Origin of the sequence: Rhizobium sullae (assembly GCF_900169785.1) — a bacterium.
GTDB classification, from domain to species: domain Bacteria; phylum Pseudomonadota; class Alphaproteobacteria; order Rhizobiales; family Rhizobiaceae; genus Rhizobium; species Rhizobium sullae.
The window spans coordinates 87,333-104,418 of the sequence record NZ_FWER01000001.1; the positions used below are offsets into that span (position 1 = coordinate 87,333).

The following is a 17,086-nucleotide window of genomic DNA, read 5'->3' on the forward strand; positions in this document are numbered from 1 at the left end:
ACCAAACCAGTTATGTTATGTACGTTACAGAATGGAGTGCTGTCAATGGCCCGCCCCCGTGCGTTCGAAGAAAGCGAAGTGCTAGATCGCGCGGCGGACGTCTTCGGTCGCCGGGGCTACGACGGCTCAACCATGGCGGAACTGACGGCCGCAATGGGCTTGAACTCTCCCAGCATCTACGCGGCTTTCGGAAGCAAGCGCGGGCTTTTCGACGCTGTTCTCGGCCGCTGTAGTGCCCGCGAGGACGAGCACTGGGAGTGGGCGCTCACAGCCCCCACGGCCGAAGAAGTCGTCAAGCGCTTGCTGACGACCTCGCCAGCGCAGGAGTCCAGCCGCATACTCGTTCATGCGGGCTTGGCGATGGGCAGTGAGAATGCCGACATTCCCGCTGCCCTGCTTCATCGCCGCCAATCGGCAGAACTGAAACTGCGAGACCGGTTCGAGGAGGCGAAACGGAGTGGCGAACTCCCTGTGGACGCTGATGCCTCAGGGCTGGCGAGCTATGTGACGTCGGTTCTCGGCGGCCTCGCCATGAAAGCCGCCGGCGGCGCGCCGCACGACGACTTGCGAGAGGGTGCCGAACAGGCGATGGCGGCCTGGCGGGCGATCAGCGACGTTGCGGCCGCCGCGAGCGCTTCAACGAGGGGGGCGGCACCGGCAGGCGAGTTAGGCCGCGACCCGCGAAGGTTCAGCGCCGACACAGCGCTCGATGCTGCCATGAAGGTCTTTTGGACCAAGGGTTTCGCGGGCGCATCGTTGAATGATCTCACTGAGGCGATGGGAATCACTCGACCCAGTCTCTACGCCGCATTCGGCAACAAAGAAGCATTGTTTTTCAAGGCCCTCGACCTCTATCAGTCACTTCGTAAAGACTACCTAACTGAAGCGCTCCAAGCTCCGACGGCGCGAGACGTTTTCGAAGCGCTGCTCAGGGGAGCGCTACGCGATCAGCAGGCAGAGGGGCAACCGCGCGGCTGCCTCATGGTTCTTAACGCAATGCAAGGCGGTGATGAGGCGCAGCCCATCCGCAACGAAGTCCTCAGGCGCCAGGCCATCGGGCGCGACTTGCTCGCGGCCCGGTTTGAGCGGGCCAAACGCGACGGCGACCTGTTGCCGACCGTCAATGTCGAAGGTCTCGTGCGCTTTGTCCAATCCCTGATGCACGGCATCCTCATGCAGGGAGGGGCCGGCGCAAGCCAACGTGAGCTTGAGGCGTTGGTTGAGAGCAGCTTGACCATGTGGACCGCATCCGCCGAATTACCGGTCAGTAAAGATTAGGCACAGCTAATCTGTCAAGATCTTTACCGATCGGTAGATTGTCCTTCGCTGTCTGGGGCCCGCCGGGGTGGGAGTAGCCATCGCGGACGCCACAATTCCCGAAGACGACCGCTCGCTGCGCTCACGATTTCCGTGAACCAAGCACGCGCGCGGCGATTAGTCTGAAACACCGGTAGGCAATTTCTCGTTTGTTGACTCGAAGGACCGCTCATGGGTGCAGGTGCCCGACGCGATAGCTGGCCTTCTCGGGAAGTTCTTTGGCTTTGTGAATCGAAACTCGGCGACCGATCTCAGCGAGGCCCAAGCCACGTTCAATGATCGACAGAAGCGTGGCCTCGAAACGCTGATCCGCTTGATTGGTCGATCGAAGAGTGCCCGGCTTTCGTTCACTATGTGGTGTCGCTGGAGGATCAACAACGACGGGCGAGCGTGCTTGGCTTCTAGCCGCCATCACGGTGGGCTCGTGAATGACCGCTTCTGGAGTTGGCATGGAGAGCCCGGAACGGCTTACTTGAGGTCGGCTGCAGAACGGCGGCTTCTCGCATTACCCAGCCGATACCGGACAGTCCGTACCCGGCCCCTATCCGGTCGTCCGTACCAGAATATCCCTAGATCGATACCTACCGTTCCTATCGCGGACGCTCAAGAATGTGGCGTCGCCGGGCGGCATACCACCGCTTCAAGCGATCGCAACTCCATCGCCGACGAAACGTCCGCGACCACGGGCGGCCGATGGACAACTATACAGCCGGCACGGCTGTCCTCGCGGCCAAATTGGCCCGGTGGTGCGAATATGCACAACGGATGTTGAGGATTCAGGGGTCCTTCCCCGGTCGCGCACTTCCTAAATAATTCTGCAGAGGAACCGGCCCGCGCAAAGCCTGTGGGCGGGAAGTGAACGAGTGGTGCACAAAAGCGCGGCCAACAGTTCCTCCCAGCCGCCGTGCGCGAAATCGCACGCGTCCGTTCAAGGTCAATCGAGAAGAAAGAAGTCGACATGTATGAAGCAATCAAGTGGCCCGAGGACATGACGCCCAGCCGGTCCCCGATCCATTTCACAAACGAATTGGAAGTCGCAGCATCCCCTGAAACCATCTGGTCGCTGCTCGTGGACCATACCGCCTGGCCCAGCTTCTACCCCGGGGTCAAGTATGTCGAACTACTCGGCGGACACGAGTCGTTGCGCCTTGGCACGCGGTTCGAGACCAATCTGGCCGGCCAGGACGTCTACGCGTCTGTGCAGGAATTCGAGCCGATGACGCGCATCGCCTGGGGCGGCGGCCCCAAATCGTCCCTCGAATCCAAGGCCTATCACGCCTGGATCATTACCCCCACACCGAACGGAACCCACCTCTGGACCGAAGAAACAATGCAGGGGCCGCTGTGGATCGAACTGGCCAAGGAAGCTCCAGACATCTTCTGGCGCACGCACGAGAAGCTTCTGCAGGATCTCGCGAAGGTCGCTACGCAGCGCGGTAAGCCTGCCGCCAGATAAGGCCCGAGCCGACGACGTCCGGGCATCAACATAGATTGGAATAGCAACATGAGTTACACAATTGTCGGTTTCGGTGCAGTGGGCCAGGCGCTTGCCCGCGCCTTCGCTCGCAATAATATCGAAGTCGCGGTCACCAGTCGGCGAGCGCCCGAGGCGCTGGCGCCGCAGGCTCGCGCGATTGGGCCCACGGTCGTTCCCAAGGCGTTGCAGGATGCAATCAAGGCCGACACCATCGTCCTGGCGGTCCCGTTCTGGGAGCACCGAGAGGTTGCCAAGGTCCAAGTTAGCTGGCGAGGCAAGACAATCATCGACGTCACGAACGCGTTTGGCGTTCCCGTTGAAGACCTAGGCAGTCTTCCATCCTCCGCCGTCATCGCCAAGGCCTTCCCCGGCGCTCACTTCGTAAAGGGCTTTAACCACTTGCCCGCAGGCGTCCTCGCCGAAGACCCGGTCATCAACGGTGGGCGCCGCGTCGTCTTCCTGTCGAGCGATGACGTAAGCGCAACTGCGACGGTCGCCGCGTTGGTCGAGCGGCTACGCGCCGGTTAGCCTCGGCAAGATCGCGGAAGGCGGTCAGCTCGTGCAGGCGCGGGACAACAGCTGGGCACCATTGATCTTCCAGGATCTGTTCAAAAGGGACAAATGAACCATGTACGACCATGTAATCTGGCCGGAGCGGTATGACCCCAGAACGTCGGCCATCTATGCGCTGAACGACATCGACATTAAGGCGCCGCCTGAAGTGGTCTGGAAGCTGCTCGTCGATGCCGAGAATTGGCTGAGCTACTTTCCTGCCGAAGATCAGGTCAAGATTCTGACAGGTGAGGCAGAACTGGCGCTCGGAACCAAGTACAGGCGAGTCACCGTCGGATTCCCTATGAGCCTTATCGTGACCGAGTTCGAGCCCTTGCGCCGGCTCGCTTGGGCGACGACTGTCGACGGCGATGAGACCGGCTCGAGCGCATTTCACGGCTGGGTTATCACGCCGACCAACGATGGCTGCCATGTGCTGACCGAGGAGACGCAACAGGGAGCCTGGTTTCTGGACTTGCTCGGGCACAAGCATCCCGGCGCGCTCTACCGCTATCACCAGGAGTGGGTCGAAAGCCTCGCCCGCGCAGCGGAGGCTGAAGCAGCAAAGAAAGCGAGCTGACGCCCCTGTCCTATAATTGGAGATGAAATAACATGAATATCGAACTCAAGGGCCGCACAGCGATCATTACGGGGTCAACGGCTGGCATCGGCCGTGCTACCGCGGAGGGACTGGCCCGTGCCGGCGCGTCGGTCGTCATCAACGGCCGTGGAGAAGCCCGGGTCGACGAGGCGGTGCGGCAGATGCGACAGGCCTTTCCCGGAAGCGACATCTCGGGCATCGCCGCCGACCTCTCGACAGCAGAGGGCGCCGAGACCTTCTTCGCGCAAGCGCCGGAGGCCGACATCCTCGTCAATAATCTTGGAACGGCGGTTCTGAGAGACTTTGCCGACACGACCGACGAGGACTGGCTCAGCATTTTCCAGATCAACGTCATGAGCGGCGTGCGCATGACGCGCCACTACCTGCCGAATATGGTGCGGCAGGGCTGGGGTCGCGTCGTGTTCGTCAGCAGCGAGTCCGCGCTCAACATTCCCAAAGAGATGATCGACTACGGGGTGACGAAGACGGCGCAACTCGCGGTTTCCCGCGGTCTGGCCGAGTCGGTCGCGGGCACCGGCGTCACCGTCAACGCCGTCGTGCCAGGTCCGACCAGATCCGAGATCCTGTCGAACTGGATGGCAGGACAAGCCAAAGACCAGGGAATCACGCAGGAAGAAGCCGAGCAAGCGTTCTTGAAAGCGGCCCGCCCGACGAGCCTTATCCAGCGTTTTGCGACGACCGACGAGGTCGCCAACATGATCGTCTATGTGTGCTCGGAGCAGGCTTCGGCGACCACCGGGGCGGCTCTGCGGGTCGATGGCGGCGTGGTCCGCTTCGTCGCCTGATTCTGCGTTCGCACCGGCGGGAGCGTGAAACAACCGTGCCCTGATCACGAAATACACCGATGAGGCATTTGCTGCAGAACCGGCTAGCGTCGCAATAAATCATGACCGTCCGCTGCCTCAACCAACCGACCAAAACGGGCTAGAACCACAATGATCAATAGACGCAATTCTCCAAAGCTCTCGTGGCCGGCGCCGCCGTCTCTCTTGCGGCCACAGACGGCTTTGCGACAACCGCCAAGCCGGATCAGGCGCGCAACGTCGTTCTCGTTCACGGGCTTTTTGCCGACGGCTCCTGCTGGCTCGACGTTCTCGCCCGTCTGCAAGGCCATGGCCTCAATGCGACATCAGTGCAAAATCCGCTGACGACGCTCGAAGAGTCGGTGGAATCCGCAAAGCGCGTGCTCGACCGGCAGGATGGTCCGACGGTTCTGGTGGGGCATTCCATCAGCGGCATGCTCGTTTCCGAGGTGGGCGTCCACCCGAACGTTTCGGCACTTGTCTACATCGCCGCACGCGCGCCCGACGCCGGGGAGGATTTCGCTGCACTCGCAAAGACGTTCCCCAAGCCGCCAGCATCTGCCGGCATCGTGTTCGAAGGGGAGGAAGGCCGTCTCGGCGAGGAGGCTTTCCTCAAGGATTTCGCGGGCGGCCTGCCGGCGGAAAAGGCGAAGTTGCTCTATGCGGTTCAGGAGCCGTTCCAGAAGAAGCTTTGGCAGGTCGAACAACGCAAGCTGCCTGGCGCTCCAAGCCGAGCTTCTATGCGGTGTCCACGGAAGACCGCACGATCAACCCCGAGCTTCAGCGCTTTCTCGCCAAGGGGATGGGCGCAAAAACCATAGAACTGAAGGCAAGCCACGTTTCGATGATTTCCCGCCCGGACGAGGTTACGAACCTCATTCTGGAAGCCGCCGGTTACAGCAGCTGAAGGCATCCGACCGGCTCCCGTCCTTCCTGCCGGAAGAGAGCGCCCGATCGTGGAGACGAAAACCTCCATCGACAGGAAGACGGATAGGGCAACTCTTCCGATTGTCGTCTTAAAGATTATGGAAACTTGATTGAGTGGCCTACGTGTCGCGCTCACGGCAGCGCGTCGTCACCTCACTCGGCAAGGCTCGGTTGAGATCGGAGCGCCCCCGTCCTTCCGAACCGCACATGCCGTGATGTGACGCCTGCCCCCCGCCCTGTCTTCAACCGCGCAAGACAGTCGCGACGAGGCTCTCCATCGGAATGGTCGGGCGGCCAATCAGCCGACCAAGGGTACCTCCGTCATCGAACAAGGCTCCGCGCGAGGCTGCAGCGTCGGCATCCGCGAGAAGAGCGGCGAGATCGGCCGGCAGCCCGGTGCCCGTCAACACATCCCGATAGGCGACCTCGGAAAAATCGTTGTAGACGGTCGCCTTGCCCGATTGCCGCGAGACCTCCGCGGCAAGCCCGGCAAGGGTGAAGGCCTGGTCGGCTGCAAGCTCATACGTCCTCCCGGCGTGCCCATCAGTCGCCAACACCACGGCTGCGGCCTCCGCATAGTCCTGCCGCGCCGCCGACGAAAAGCGCCCGTCCTTCGCGGCGCCGACAAAGGCGCCGTGCTCAAGCGCTGCCGGGAGCGCCATGAGATGGTTCTCGGTGTACCAGCCGTTGCGCAGGATCACGGCGGGCAGGCCCGAGGCCGCGATGACCTCCTCCGTCTGCCGATGCTCGATCGCAAGCGTCGCGGGCGATGTGTCGGCGTGCAGCATGCTCGTGTAGGCGATCAGCGAAACCCCGGCCACCTTCGCCGCCTCGATTACTGCCCGATGCCGCGGCAGGCGACCGCTGACTTCGGTCGAGGAAATCAGCAGCAGCTTCTCGACGCCGTCCAGCGCCGGACCGAGCGTGTCGGGCCGGCTGTAGTCGGCCTCGCGCACGATCACGCCGCGTTCGGCCAGATCGCTGGCCTTTACGGTGTTGCGAACCGCCGCGACGATACGGTCGGCGGGAATGGTCTTCAGCAGTGCCTCGATTACGAGGCGCCCCAGTCGTCCTGTTGCTCCAGTTACTGCGTACATCGTTCAGTCCATTTCGTGGTTGGATCGATTCGAGAGCCTTTACATAGCGGCCATCGTTACCACGGGAAACCACGTACCTTGCGGTTACCTCCATTTTCCAGTAACCAGTTGGAAACTCACTCTGGACGATGCGCGATGGTTCTCAAGGTACGAAAGGCGGTGAAGGCGCCTCCCGGCTGCCCCATGTCGAAGTGCATGGATCTACTTGGTGGCTGCTGGACGCCGGAGGTGCTCTGGTCCTTGAGCGAAGGCCCGCGCCGGTTCTCCGAACTACGCCGCGACAACCCGTTGATCTCCGCGAAGGTGATGACGAGCAGGCTGCGTGATCTCGAACAGCGCGGCGTCCTGACACGCCACGTGATGCCGACATCGCCGCCGACCGTGGAATACGAACTGACCGATTTGGGGAAGGAATTACTCCCTGCGATCAGGTCGATCGTAGAAGTGGGATCGCGCCTGCTGCTGCGTGATTCTTCAAGCTAGACGATCCGGAGCACATCTTTTCGCGGCTGGCCGCACCTTAATCGAACGCGAACCATTTGCGTGGCTCCAAGCAGCGCCTGGCCTCGCGATCATCGACGCGAGGGAGATAGCGGCGGTGGCTGGCGCTGCTCACCCTTGCGTCTCCGCGACAGAAGTATCGGCGAGATCGGACTAGCGATCGGCTTCCAAACTCCTCTCTGCAGTAGTCGTCGGTGTGGCCTAACAAGAGGAGCCGCCGGGCAACCGTTCGCAAGGGCGCGGAATATCCCTCTTTCATCTCCGTGATAAGACGGTAGCTGAAGGTATCGGAGTGCCGAATGAGTGGAAGCGCTGCGCTTTCGGCATCATCTTCGTCCGCAGCGTAGAAATACGGAATATCAGTGAGGTCGCCCGGCCGAAACAGGGCGCTATGGTTTTGAAAGCCGCCGTTCTTGCCCCAGTCAAGTTCAATGCGACCAAGCGTCAGATGAATCATTGATCCCAAGCGGCGGCACTCCAGATTTGAGAGCGTGAAGCCCGACTTGTTTAGGTTATCACGTGCTTCTACGAGTTGTTTTCTTTGACCAGTGGGGCGCGGTCGAAACTCCTACCACTTCGTGCCGCGATCTTCGTCTCCCTCCGGCCATTTGGCTTACGACTGAACCCATCCCACTCGCGGCTTCCAACGCCAATTGCCATCAAGGGACTCCGTCAAGGGCAGCAGAAGGTTCCCGAGATCCCCCACTACCGTGGCCAAGCCTGGCGGCGCGGCCGCCATACGTTCGCGACCAAGAAAGGCCCGCCACTGACGATCCCATACTTCGGCATAGGCATCGCTGAGACCCATCGGCCTCTCCTTCGGAAAATCTGTCCCTCTTCTAGCGAAAGTCTGGCGCACGGCCTCCGCGAGGGTGGACCGCTCAAGCTCGAACGTTTCGGCGATCAGCCAAAGATCGTAGAAATCCTTCAGACGGCTATTCGCCATGCCGAGTGTCACCAGCGCCTCGAATTTCTCGGCGATCACGGTTGCGACCGGATAGGCTCGAAGGCGCGGCGCCGGCGCATCGAGCAACGATGGATATTTTATATCGACCGGTCCCGGCGTGACGGCGTCGCCGAAGCCTATGTCCACCTGAATCGGAATGCGGGCGCCTGCGATGGTGGCCGTGGTGCGGACGCGAACGCCGCCATACTCGACTTCTTCTCGGATCGGCGCGGCTTCGAGCCCATCCACGTCGAAGACAACGCCGTCATCCTCGACCGGCTGTGTGCAAATAGCATGGAAAGTCTCTGCGATTGCCTTAGGACTGTTCTCGCCGTAGCCCAGCAGGTCGAGGTCCCGCGTTGGCCGAAAAGGGTCGGCGACCCAGGTAACGAACAGCATCGCGCCCTTGAGGATGAAGCGGTCGCGATGCGCGGATAGGCTCAGCCGGTACAGGAGCCTTTCGAGCGCATAGCGCGTCAGCAGGATCTGAAAGTCCGTGCGTTCCGCGCGAGACCGATCCAGGAGCCGGGCGCGCACCGATGCCCCGACGTTTTTCTTCGGTTCACGCGCCATCAGCCACCGTCGCTTCGACATAGGGGCGCATGGTCGACCAAATTCGGGCCCTCTTCGCATATGTCCAGAGTTCGTCGCTTGTGGTCTTGCGCCGCCGGAGCCCCTCGCGCAGCCCCTCCATCGCAACATCGAGGCCGACTTTCGTCCGATAGCGGAAGCAATCGACGATCGAACGCGCCGGATTTGTGATCGGCACCTCGACCCCCTCGATGCGATGCCGTTCGACGCCCTCGGTGAGAGCGGCGCCGGTGAAGCGTACGAAGCGGATAGGCGGATAGTCGATTTTGGGGCGCCAAGCCGTTCGATCGATGGCCATCCAGACCGCCGACGGCATTTGCAGCGTCAGCTCATGAAATTGCAGCGCCGAGGTCAGGCAGACGATCCCTTTCGGCACAAGCGCCGATGCCTCGGCCAGGGCATGTCGTGCGTCGGCCGCTGCGTCCGGAAGCTGGTAGAGGCCGCGCGCCGGACGAACGACTTCTTCATCTCGCACGAGACGCGCGAGCGTCTCCGAGCCAATGCCGTGCGCGGCGAAATCCTTCAGCCGCAGCATATGCCGGGCTTTCAGGAGTTCCAGCGCGCGAGCCCGTTGGGTGCCAGCCGTGTCCACTTCCGTGATGTTTCCTCTGCCGAGACTCATAACAGCAGAGGTTTTAACACATCCATTCTCTGAAAAACACCCACTCATCTGCTCCCTTTGAGAATGGCACGTCCATCGGCGCCATTGCCGTCTCCTCGACCGATCGAGTGCAGCGAAACCCTGCTTTCGACAAAGGAGCAGCAGGCGATAGTGAAGCAGACAGGTGAAGGGCGAAGGATGTTTCTTCAAATGACCGCCAGCTGCTAACGCAAGGCGTCCTCCAAGTGCACCTTTCGGTCCTCCCAATCGGGCATCACCGTATCAAGTAGCGCGCGCCAGCCCTCCCCATGATCGGGATAGAAGGAGTGCGCTAGTTCGTGACAGATGACGTAGTCAATAAGACGAGGGCTTGCCCTTACTAAATCCACATTAAGCACCACACGCCCGCTAGGAGTGTAGATGAAGCCGTGAGCCACTTCTCTCCGAACTCGCCAAAGCTCTTTGCCTCTTTCAAGCGGCGCTTCTCGCGCTGCTTCTCTATCGCGGGCGACCGTCCTTCTCCGATGGCGCGCCTCGCGTCAATGCATTTCTCTCGGGCCCGGGCAAGCGAGATTCCATCGCGTCCGTACCTCCCCAGATAGACGGTCTCCCGACGGCCGTTGAGCCTGTAGTCCAGGCGAAACGAGATCGCACCACTCGGCATGACGCGAACATACATCCCGTCGCGGTCCGAAATTTTGTATATTTTATCTTTTGGTTTCAATGCCTTGAGGGCGGCGTCCGTCAGCATCCCTGCTACCTCCTGAAAAGTACCATCAGCACAATTTTGGGGGGTCGCGGCAGATATTTCCTTTTATTTTCAATGCGTTAAAACGAAAAAAGTACCGTCACGACCCTCATTGATCGTGACGGTACTTTGAAAAATTCGTCCACGCAATATCACGGAGGTCCGTCAGGCGGGCCGCCAGAGCCAAACTCTACGTGCCGATAGCCACCGAATGTCGATGGCTATTTTAATTTTTGTTTTCAATGGCTTGCGTCGCATTTTGGCGCAGTTTCGGCGGCGTTCGGATAGGCCTGAATCATTCCCACTCGATCGTCCCAGGCGGCTTCGACGTTACGTCATAAACCACGCGGTTGATGCCGCGCACTTCGTTGATGATGCGGGTTGCGGCGCGGCCAAGGAATTCCATGTCGTAGTGAAAGAAATCCGCGGTCATGCCGTCGACCGAGGTGACGGCGCGGAGCGCGCAGACGAACTCGTAAGTGCGGCCGTCGCCCATGACACCGACGGTCTGGACCGGAAGCAGCACCGCGAAGGCCTGCCAAATGGCATCGTAGAGACCGGCCTTGCGGATTTCGTCGAGATAGATGGCATCGGCTTCCCGCAGGATGTCGAGCTTCTCGCGATTGATGCCGCCCGGGCAGCGGATCGCAAGACCCGGCCCTGGGAAGGGGTGACGGCCGATGAAGCTGTCGGGCAATCCGAGCTCCTTGCCGAGCGCGCGCACTTCATCCTTGAAGAGTTCACGCAGCGGCTCCACGAGCTGCATGTTCATGCGCTCCGGCAGGCCGCCGACATTGTGGTGCGACTTGATGGTGACCGACGGGCCGCCGGTGAAGGAGACGCTCTCGATGACATCCGGATAGAGCGTGCCCTGGCCCAAGAAGTCGGCGCCGCCGAGCTTCTTCGCTTCTTCCTCGAAGGTTTCGATGAACAGGCGGCCGATGATCTTGCGCTTGGTTTCCGGATCGCTGACGCCTTCGAGCTCGCCGATGAACCTGTCCGAGGCATCGACATGCAGCAGATGCAGATTGTAATGCTCGCGGAACATCGCAACGACGTTTGCCGCCTCGTCTTTCCGCATCAGACCGTGATCGACCAGGATGCAGGTGAGTTGGTCGCCGATGGCTTCATGGATCAAGAGCGCTGCGACCGAGCTGTCGACGCCGCCAGAAAGCGCGCAGATGACGCGCTTGTCGCCGACCTGCTGGCGGATCTGTTCGACCGCCTTCTGGCGATAGGCAGACATCGACCAGTCGCCCTTGATGCCGGCGATGTTGTGAATGAAGTTGCCGATGAGCTTCGCGCCATCCGGGGTATGCACGACTTCCGGATGGAACTGCACGCCGTAATATTTGCGTTTTTCGTCGGCAATGAAGGCATATGGCGCGTTGGAGGAAGTCGCGACGACCTCGAAGCCCTTGGGCAGCGCCGTGACGCGGTCGCCATGGCTCATCCACACCTGATGGCGCGATCCGGAGGACCAGAGGCCCTCGAAGAGCTGGCAATCCTTGTCGACGTCCAGAAAAGCGCGGCCGAATTCGCGGTGATGACCGCTCTCGACCTTGCCACCGAGCTGCATGCACATGGTCTGCTGGCCGTAGCAGATGCCGAAGACCGGCAGGCCGCTGTCGAAGATAATCTGCGGCGCGCGCGGCGAACCCTCATCGACCGTTGAAGCCGGGCTGCCGGACAAGATCACAGCTTTCGGTTGAAGGCGCTTGAAGCTCTCTTCGGCGGACTGGAAGGGAACGATCTCGCAGTAGACACCGGTCTCGCGCACGCGGCGTGCGATCAGCTGGGTCACTTGGCTGCCGAAATCGACGATGAGAACGCTGTCGGGATGTGCTGTCTGGGTCATGGCGAGCCTTTAATGAAAAGCACCCGTTCTGGCAATGCAGGAAATCGGCCGCGTCGGGATTTTATTGTCCTGATTGTCCCTGCTTCAAGGCGTTTTAGAACCAAAAGACACCGTCTTCCAATGCTGTGAACAGACTGTCGACGGCATAGGAGAGCTTACGGTCGATCACGTGCAGATATTCCGTCCAGCCCGAAATATGCTGCAGCTCTTCGACGCCATCGGAAATGCCGCGAAGGCCGATCAATGGCAGGCTATAGCCTTGGCAGGCGCGGAGGATCGCGAATGTTTCCATGTCCACCATGTCAGCAGCGATGTTCTTGTAGGCCGGTCCCGATATGACGTTGCCGCCGGTCGAAAGGCTGGCCTCTGGAATGCCGGGAATGCGGAGCGGCAGATCGATGACGGCAGGAAGGTCGAGGAAGGGCGTGCTGCCCTTCTCGAAGCCGAGCGGCGATGCATCCATGTCGCGATAGGAAACGGACGAAACCTGATAGACCTCCGTCTGCTCCAGCGTTGCGGAGCCTGCCGAGCCGAGAGAAACGACAAGCTGCGGCAGGTCGTCGGCCTGATCGAGCCGTGAAAGCGTCTTCGTCATCGCGATCGCAGCCTCGACCGGACCGACGCCAGTCATCAGCGGCTCGAAGCGGGAGCGCAGGAAGGGACCGTATTCGGCTTCCGCCGCCATGACGAAGAGGATGGACTTGCCGGCCACCGGCTTCAGTTCGAATTTCATCCCGTAATTCCTTCTCTGCCGCGGACGACCATCATCGTTCCCGTCATGGAGGCGATCAGCTTGGCCGGTCCGTCGTCAATCGCATAGCCGCGCCCATCGGCAACGATGATGTTGGAGCCGGGTTTGGTGATCTCGCCGCGAAACAGGAAGCGTTCCCCCCGCCCAGGCGACATCAGGTTGACCTTGAATTCGATCGTGAGGATCGAGGCATCGGCGTCGATGACGCTGTAGGCGGCAAAGCCGCAGGCGCTGTCGAGCGCTGCCGAAATGACGCCGGCATGAAGAATGCCATGTTGTTGCGTTAGCTTGACGTCGAAGGGCAGCTCGATCTCCACCACGCCGTGCTCGACCCGCGTCAGTTCGGCGCCGATCGTTTCCATCGCCGCCTGGCGCGCGAAGCTCTGCCGGATCCGCTCGCGGAAATCACCGCTTTCCCTGACATTCATGCATTTGTCCCCTTGCAACCGCGAAAGTGGCACGGCACGCCGGATTCGACAAGGATGAGCAGGCGAAATCAGTTCAGACAGACGGTCGCGCCTTGACGACTGCCGCACCGAGGATTCAGCCGCGCCCGCGTGCAATCCCGACGATATGCTGGTCCCATGCCACATCGCTGCGCGTTGCAAGGAATTTCCCGCCATAGGAAGAAACCGCAAATCCGTGCCGAGCGGGTGCGATGCCGGAAGCATCGGAGATCATGTCCTCGGCCAGTACCTTGCCGGAGCGGGCGTCGATCGTCACGGAGGCACCCTTCGGCGAGGTCACACCGACGAGGCCGTCCTTGCGGTTGACGGCGATGGCGCCGACGTAGTTGCCGAGCCGGCGGGTCGTTTTCTCCGGCAGGTCGATGAAGGTCAGCTCCTCGCCTTTGGCGAAGCGGCCGACGAGCGGTGGCAGGTCGTTGCGGTGGCCTTCGTACTGGCATGCGAACCACACGCTGCCACCGGCGTCGATATCAACGTGACGGGTCGAGACCTGCGACCATTGCGGCGGCAGAACATGTTTTTCGACGAGCATGCCATTCGCCGCATCGATCAGCGTCAGTGACGGCTGCATGTTGCCGAGGTTGAGCTTCGTGCGACCGGAATCCGGATGGGTTTCGATGCCGCCATTGGCGACGACAAGCCAGCGGCCATCGTCGGAGACAGTCATATCGTGAGGGCCGACCCCATAGGTCTCGAACTCGCCGATGCGGGCGAAGCGGCTTGTCGCATCGTAAAGACCGATCATGCCGCGATTGCCGTCGAAATCGTTCTCGCTGGCGTAGAGAACGCGTCCGTCCGGCGAAAAGGCGCCGTGCCCGTAAAAGTGGCGACCTTCGGCGGAGGTGATGACGATCGGTTCGCCCTTATTCCAAGGGTCGAAGATCATTGCGTAGGTTCCGGGGCGACGGGCAAAGGCAACCGTCTTGCCTGTGGCCGGACTGAAGGCCATGCCATGGGCGCGAGCGGGGAGTGTTACCTGATCGACGATTTCGCCACGCTCGGTCACGGTTGCGACAGCGAAGGAGCCGTCGGCGGCGCGGATGCCCGAGGCATAGACCGCATCGGCGCGCTCAAGTGCCAGCAGCGCGCGCGGCTGCAATGCGGCGAGAAAGCTCAGCCCCGCTGCCTTGACTAAACTGCGCCGGTCGATGGCAGCGCTCCGCCACATCGGCTCAGTCCCCGTCGGAGAAGGAGAAGCCGGCGGAAAGGCCGATTGCGCCGCCATATTCGTCGCTTATGCGAGTGATCAGCGCGCGGCTTGTTGCCAGAAATGCGTCAAGCTTGGCTTTTTCCGCATCGCTGGTGGCCATGTCGATATCCGGATTGAGTTTCGGGACTGTGTCGAGCAGCGTTTTGAAGTTCGCCTCGATCGCATCGGCGATGGGCTTCTTGTCGATAGGCAGGAGCTCCGCCATTCCAGCCTTCTGCCAGAGCGTGCGCAGTCCCTCGATGTTTGCCGTCATCGATTTCCAGGTGTTTTTCGAGCGCCAGTAGATAGCCATGCGCGGCCGCGGCGCGGTGTCCCGGCCTTTGTAGAACAGCTCCAGCCGCTGATCGCGGACGGTTTCGGCGCCGTGGACAAGAATTCCGAGAAGCGCGGTCGCCGCTTCCTTGTTATCCATGAAATCTTCGCTTTGGGGACCGGGACGTTTCCAGCTTGCCTGCACACCATCCGGCTTCTCCCAAGCCGCAACGACTTCGCCGGCCTCCCGCTGGATATTGCCCGCGACAGCCGCGCCGAATTGGCAGCGGAACCCGTTCTTTTGACCAACCAGCTGATCGGAGCCGTTGCCGTAAAGCACGTATTCCAGTGCCGTGAGACCCTGCAGGGCAACGCTTTTTCCGCCAATCGCATCGACTGTTGCATCCTTCGGGTCGGCCTTGGCGAGCAGCGCCTGCACCTGCCTGAGGCCCACGCCCTTGCGGTCAGGAAAGAAGAGGATGTGTTCGAAGAGGTTGTCGTGCATCACCGGGCCGGTCTGTACGATTTCGATGATCGACCAATAGCGGATCGCATCGTCGAAGGCAGATTTAGCCTTGTCCAGAGTCTGCTGGGTCCCGTTGTCACAGAGATCCTTCATCGCCGTCGTCAGGCGTGCTGCAGACTGCTGCATATTGCGGTAGCCGGGCCGGATCACCTCATCGACGGCGCGCGCCATTACGGCCGGGACAGCCTCCTCGTTCAGCCCCGCCGGCGTCGACGCGGTCTGCGCAGTTACCGATGTCGCAAGCACGAGCGAAAGCAGGAGAGGTTGCCAAAGGCGCATTACAGGGACTCCAGGAATCTGATCAAGGCCTCTCTATCGTCATTCGGCAGAGAGGAGAATGCATCGCGGGCCTTTTCTGCTTCGCCGCCGTGCCAGAGGATCGCTTCGGTGAGATTTCTGGCGCGGCCGTCGTGAAGGAAAAAGCTGTGCCCGCTGACAGTCCGGGTCAGTCCTATACCCCATAGCGGCGGCGTGCGCCATTCACGTCCGCTTGCGCGGCCAACTTGCTGGCCATCAGCAAGGCCCTCACCCATGTCATGCAGCAGGAAATCCGAATACGGCCAGATAAGCTGAAAAGACTGAGCCTTTTCGGCCGCATCCCGACGGGTGACGAATTTGGGCACGTGGCAAGATATGCAGCCGGACCGATAGAAAAGTTCCTTGCCCCGCAGCGTCTCCGGGAAGCTTGCCTTTCGCCGCGCTGGCACGGCGAGGTTAGCGGAATAGAAGGTCACGAGATTGAGGATAGGCCCGGGTGCCTCTTCATTGCCGAGGCGCTTTTGAATACCGGTCGGCATTTTTTGGCATTTCATCTCGGCCTGCGTGCAATCACCGTGCGCATCCGGCCGGTCGGGCGTCGATATGCCGATGTCGCTCAAGAAAGCAGCAGCGCTCTGGTCGCGCACTGTCGCATTCTGCGCCTTCCAGCCGAAGCGGCCAAGGGTGGCTGCGCCGATGCGAGAATCTCGAACAATGGCAGCCTTGCCCGAAATGCCGTCGCTATTCTTGTCGTCCGGATCGGCATGCGCAAGGATATCGGCTGTCGGAATGGCTTCAATGAGGCCCAGCCCGATCATCGCCGGGGCAACACGCGGCGATATCGTCGTTGCCGGGTGGAGCGGGCCGTAAGCTAGATCCTTGATTTCGTAGGTCGGCGCGCGCAGTGAGACTGTTTCTCCACCGGCAAGCGTAACGGTCTTTGGCGTATAGCGGATTACCATCTTGCCTTCGGCGGCGAGACCGGGCACGGCAAGGTCCTGCAGCTGATGGCCATAAGCGGGGTCGGGGAAATTGACGGCGTTAGCATTTGCGATCGCCTCTCTTTCTTCCAGTGTCGCCGCTGCTCGTGCAAGGCGAAGGAACATCGAAGTGGCGCTGACGCCGCCTTCAGGTGGCTTGCCGCGCCCGTCGTTCACGTGGCAGCTCATGCACGAGCGCGCATTGAAGAGCGGCCCGAGTCCGTCCGATGCCTGTGTCGAGGATGGTGCGGAAACCCAGAGCTTCTTGAAGAGTGCGTTGCCGAGATTGAAGTTCTGCTCTTGCTCGAAGGAGATGTTCGCCGAGATATGCGAGAAGGAATCCTGTGTAACCGGATCAATCGATGTGGCGGCACCCGCCTGCATCGCTTCATATGGCTCGGCCTTGGAAAAATCACTCGCCGGGCGCGTCACGGCCTCGGCGCGCTTCAAATCGGCATCGGAGAGGTCTGTCCGTTTCGCCGGAAGATCGAAGTTGGCGGCAATGGCCGCTGAAAGGCCGGCAAGCGTGGCGCAGAAGGCTGCGCTGAAGTATAGGCGGCGAGCCGGATTATGCGGCATTTTCGGGGTTCGGGCCGCTTCGG

Annotated in this window: 16 protein-coding genes and 3 pseudogenes; 7 read left to right on the forward strand and 12 right to left on the reverse strand. The window is 61.0% G+C overall.

Features of this window, described 5'->3' with window-relative positions; translation table 11 throughout:
• Positions 1 to 45 precede the first annotated feature (45 nt).
• The 6 genes and pseudogenes from BN1800_RS00455 to BN1800_RS00480 all read left to right on the forward strand — a co-directional run bounded on the left by BN1800_RS00455 (position 46) and on the right by BN1800_RS00480 (position 5,678).
• Complete coding sequence (locus BN1800_RS00455) at positions 46 to 1,278, forward strand: TetR/AcrR family transcriptional regulator (RefSeq protein ID WP_086993868.1); 1,233 nt, start codon at positions 46 to 48, stop codon at positions 1,276 to 1,278.
• A 997-nt stretch (positions 1,279 to 2,275) separates the two neighbouring features.
• The gene (locus BN1800_RS00460; protein WP_086993450.1) at positions 2,276 to 2,773 is read left to right on the forward strand and encodes an SRPBCC domain-containing protein; all 498 of its coding nucleotides are present in this window, start codon (positions 2,276 to 2,278) and stop codon (positions 2,771 to 2,773) included.
• Positions 2,774 to 2,821: 48 nt separating this feature from the next.
• Positions 2,822 to 3,419: pseudogene (locus tag BN1800_RS00465) on the forward strand (NADPH-dependent F420 reductase).
• Positions 3,420 to 3,422: 3 nt separating this feature from the next.
• Positions 3,423 to 3,926, forward strand: a complete 504-nt coding sequence (locus BN1800_RS00470; RefSeq protein WP_086993451.1) for an SRPBCC domain-containing protein — start codon at positions 3,423 to 3,425, stop codon at positions 3,924 to 3,926.
• 32 nt (positions 3,927 to 3,958) lie between these two features.
• On the forward strand, positions 3,959 to 4,753 hold the full coding sequence (locus BN1800_RS00475) for an SDR family NAD(P)-dependent oxidoreductase (RefSeq protein ID WP_086993453.1): 795 nt from the start codon (positions 3,959 to 3,961) through the stop codon (positions 4,751 to 4,753).
• A gap of 150 nt (positions 4,754 to 4,903) precedes the next feature.
• Positions 4,904 to 5,678 (forward strand): annotated as a pseudogene (locus tag BN1800_RS00480) (alpha/beta fold hydrolase).
• A gap of 262 nt (positions 5,679 to 5,940) precedes the next feature.
• Here BN1800_RS00480 and BN1800_RS00485 read toward each other — a convergent pair.
• Positions 5,941 to 6,795 carry an SDR family oxidoreductase gene (locus BN1800_RS00485; RefSeq protein ID WP_086993456.1) on the reverse strand — a complete coding sequence of 285 codons (855 nt, stop codon included), beginning with the start codon at positions 6,793 to 6,795 and terminating at the stop codon, positions 5,941 to 5,943.
• Positions 6,796 to 6,930: 135 nt separating this feature from the next.
• On the opposite strand from BN1800_RS00485, the gene BN1800_RS00490 reads away from it, so the two are divergent.
• Positions 6,931 to 7,278, forward strand: coding sequence for a winged helix-turn-helix transcriptional regulator (locus tag BN1800_RS00490; protein ID WP_086993458.1), 348 nt, complete (start codon positions 6,931 to 6,933; stop codon positions 7,276 to 7,278).
• A gap of 37 nt (positions 7,279 to 7,315) precedes the next feature.
• Here the strand turns inward: BN1800_RS00490 and BN1800_RS43795 are convergent, their stop codons facing one another.
• The 11 genes and pseudogenes from BN1800_RS43795 to BN1800_RS00545 form a co-directional block, all read right to left on the reverse strand.
• Positions 7,316 to 7,753, reverse strand: coding sequence for a HEPN/Toprim-associated domain-containing protein (locus BN1800_RS43795; RefSeq protein ID WP_086993460.1), 438 nt, complete (start codon positions 7,751 to 7,753; stop codon positions 7,316 to 7,318).
• Positions 7,754 to 7,909: 156 nt separating this feature from the next.
• Positions 7,910 to 8,815: a nucleotidyl transferase AbiEii/AbiGii toxin family protein gene (locus tag BN1800_RS00500; RefSeq protein WP_086993461.1), complete on the reverse strand. Its 906-nt coding sequence runs from the start codon at positions 8,813 to 8,815 to the stop codon at positions 7,910 to 7,912.
• Positions 8,805 to 9,425 carry a type IV toxin-antitoxin system AbiEi family antitoxin domain-containing protein gene (locus BN1800_RS00505; RefSeq protein WP_280173936.1) on the reverse strand — a complete coding sequence of 207 codons (621 nt, stop codon included), beginning with the start codon at positions 9,423 to 9,425 and terminating at the stop codon, positions 8,805 to 8,807. Before BN1800_RS00505 ends, BN1800_RS00500 begins: the two co-directional genes overlap by 11 nt.
• A 233-nt stretch (positions 9,426 to 9,658) precedes the next feature.
• Positions 9,659 to 9,871, reverse strand: a complete 213-nt coding sequence (locus BN1800_RS43800; RefSeq protein ID WP_086993465.1) for a M48 metallopeptidase family protein — start codon at positions 9,869 to 9,871, stop codon at positions 9,659 to 9,661.
• A pseudogene (locus BN1800_RS00515) lies at positions 9,856 to 10,185 on the reverse strand (Arm DNA-binding domain-containing protein); the annotation flags it as partial. The gene BN1800_RS43800 and the pseudogene BN1800_RS00515, both read right to left, overlap by 16 nt.
• Before the next feature lie 292 nt (positions 10,186 to 10,477).
• The gene (guaA, locus tag BN1800_RS00520; protein ID WP_086993469.1) at positions 10,478 to 12,040 is read right to left on the reverse strand and encodes a glutamine-hydrolyzing GMP synthase; all 1,563 of its coding nucleotides are present in this window, start codon (positions 12,038 to 12,040) and stop codon (positions 10,478 to 10,480) included.
• Positions 12,041 to 12,134: 94 nt separating this feature from the next.
• The gene (locus BN1800_RS00525; RefSeq protein ID WP_027510612.1) at positions 12,135 to 12,773 is read right to left on the reverse strand and encodes a 5'-methylthioadenosine/S-adenosylhomocysteine nucleosidase; all 639 of its coding nucleotides are present in this window, start codon (positions 12,771 to 12,773) and stop codon (positions 12,135 to 12,137) included.
• The gene (locus BN1800_RS00530; protein WP_027510611.1) at positions 12,770 to 13,219 is read right to left on the reverse strand and encodes a PaaI family thioesterase; all 450 of its coding nucleotides are present in this window, start codon (positions 13,217 to 13,219) and stop codon (positions 12,770 to 12,772) included. The genes BN1800_RS00525 and BN1800_RS00530 overlap by 4 nt, the downstream gene beginning before the upstream one ends.
• A 115-nt stretch (positions 13,220 to 13,334) precedes the next feature.
• On the reverse strand, positions 13,335 to 14,426 hold the full coding sequence (locus tag BN1800_RS00535; protein ID WP_086993471.1) for a DUF1513 domain-containing protein: 1,092 nt from the start codon (positions 14,424 to 14,426) through the stop codon (positions 13,335 to 13,337).
• Positions 14,427 to 14,430: 4 nt separating this feature from the next.
• Positions 14,431 to 15,525, reverse strand: coding sequence for an imelysin family protein (locus BN1800_RS00540; protein WP_086993472.1), 1,095 nt, complete (start codon positions 15,523 to 15,525; stop codon positions 14,431 to 14,433).
• A complete protein-coding gene (locus BN1800_RS00545) occupies positions 15,525 to 17,063 on the reverse strand; it encodes a di-heme oxidoreductase family protein (protein ID WP_086993474.1) in 1,539 nt (512 codons plus the stop codon). The genes BN1800_RS00540 and BN1800_RS00545 overlap by 1 nt, the downstream gene beginning before the upstream one ends.
• Positions 17,064 to 17,086: the final 23 nt, after the last annotated feature.

Excerpts from the sequence above, each read along its gene's own strand:
- BN1800_RS00490 (WP_086993458.1), top strand. The coding sequence starts at position 6,931 with ATGGTTCTCAAGGTACGAAAGGCGGTGAAGGCGCCTCCCGGCTGCCCC.
- BN1800_RS00460 (WP_086993450.1), top strand. The coding sequence starts at position 2,276 with ATGTATGAAGCAATCAAGTGGCCCGAGGACATGACGCCCAGCCGGTCC.
- BN1800_RS00525 (WP_027510612.1), bottom strand. The coding sequence starts at position 12,773 with ATGAAATTCGAACTGAAGCCGGTGGCCGGCAAGTCCATCCTCTTCGTC.
- BN1800_RS00475 (WP_086993453.1), top strand. The coding sequence starts at position 3,959 with ATGAATATCGAACTCAAGGGCCGCACAGCGATCATTACGGGGTCAACG.
- BN1800_RS00455 (WP_086993868.1), top strand. The coding sequence starts at position 46 with ATGGCCCGCCCCCGTGCGTTCGAAGAAAGCGAAGTGCTAGATCGCGCG.
- BN1800_RS00500 (WP_086993461.1), bottom strand. The coding sequence starts at position 8,815 with ATGGCGCGTGAACCGAAGAAAAACGTCGGGGCATCGGTGCGCGCCCGG.
- BN1800_RS00540 (WP_086993472.1), bottom strand. The coding sequence starts at position 15,525 with ATGCGCCTTTGGCAACCTCTCCTGCTTTCGCTCGTGCTTGCGACATCG.
- BN1800_RS00530 (WP_027510611.1), bottom strand. The coding sequence starts at position 13,219 with ATGAATGTCAGGGAAAGCGGTGATTTCCGCGAGCGGATCCGGCAGAGC.
- guaA (WP_086993469.1), bottom strand. The coding sequence starts at position 12,040 with ATGACCCAGACAGCACATCCCGACAGCGTTCTCATCGTCGATTTCGGC.
- BN1800_RS43795 (WP_086993460.1), bottom strand. The coding sequence starts at position 7,753 with ATGATTCATCTGACGCTTGGTCGCATTGAACTTGACTGGGGCAAGAAC.
- BN1800_RS00535 (WP_086993471.1), bottom strand. The coding sequence starts at position 14,426 with ATGTGGCGGAGCGCTGCCATCGACCGGCGCAGTTTAGTCAAGGCAGCG.
- BN1800_RS00470 (WP_086993451.1), top strand. The coding sequence starts at position 3,423 with ATGTACGACCATGTAATCTGGCCGGAGCGGTATGACCCCAGAACGTCG.
- BN1800_RS00485 (WP_086993456.1), bottom strand. The coding sequence starts at position 6,795 with ATGTACGCAGTAACTGGAGCAACAGGACGACTGGGGCGCCTCGTAATC.
- BN1800_RS00545 (WP_086993474.1), bottom strand. The coding sequence starts at position 17,063 with ATGCCGCATAATCCGGCTCGCCGCCTATACTTCAGCGCAGCCTTCTGC.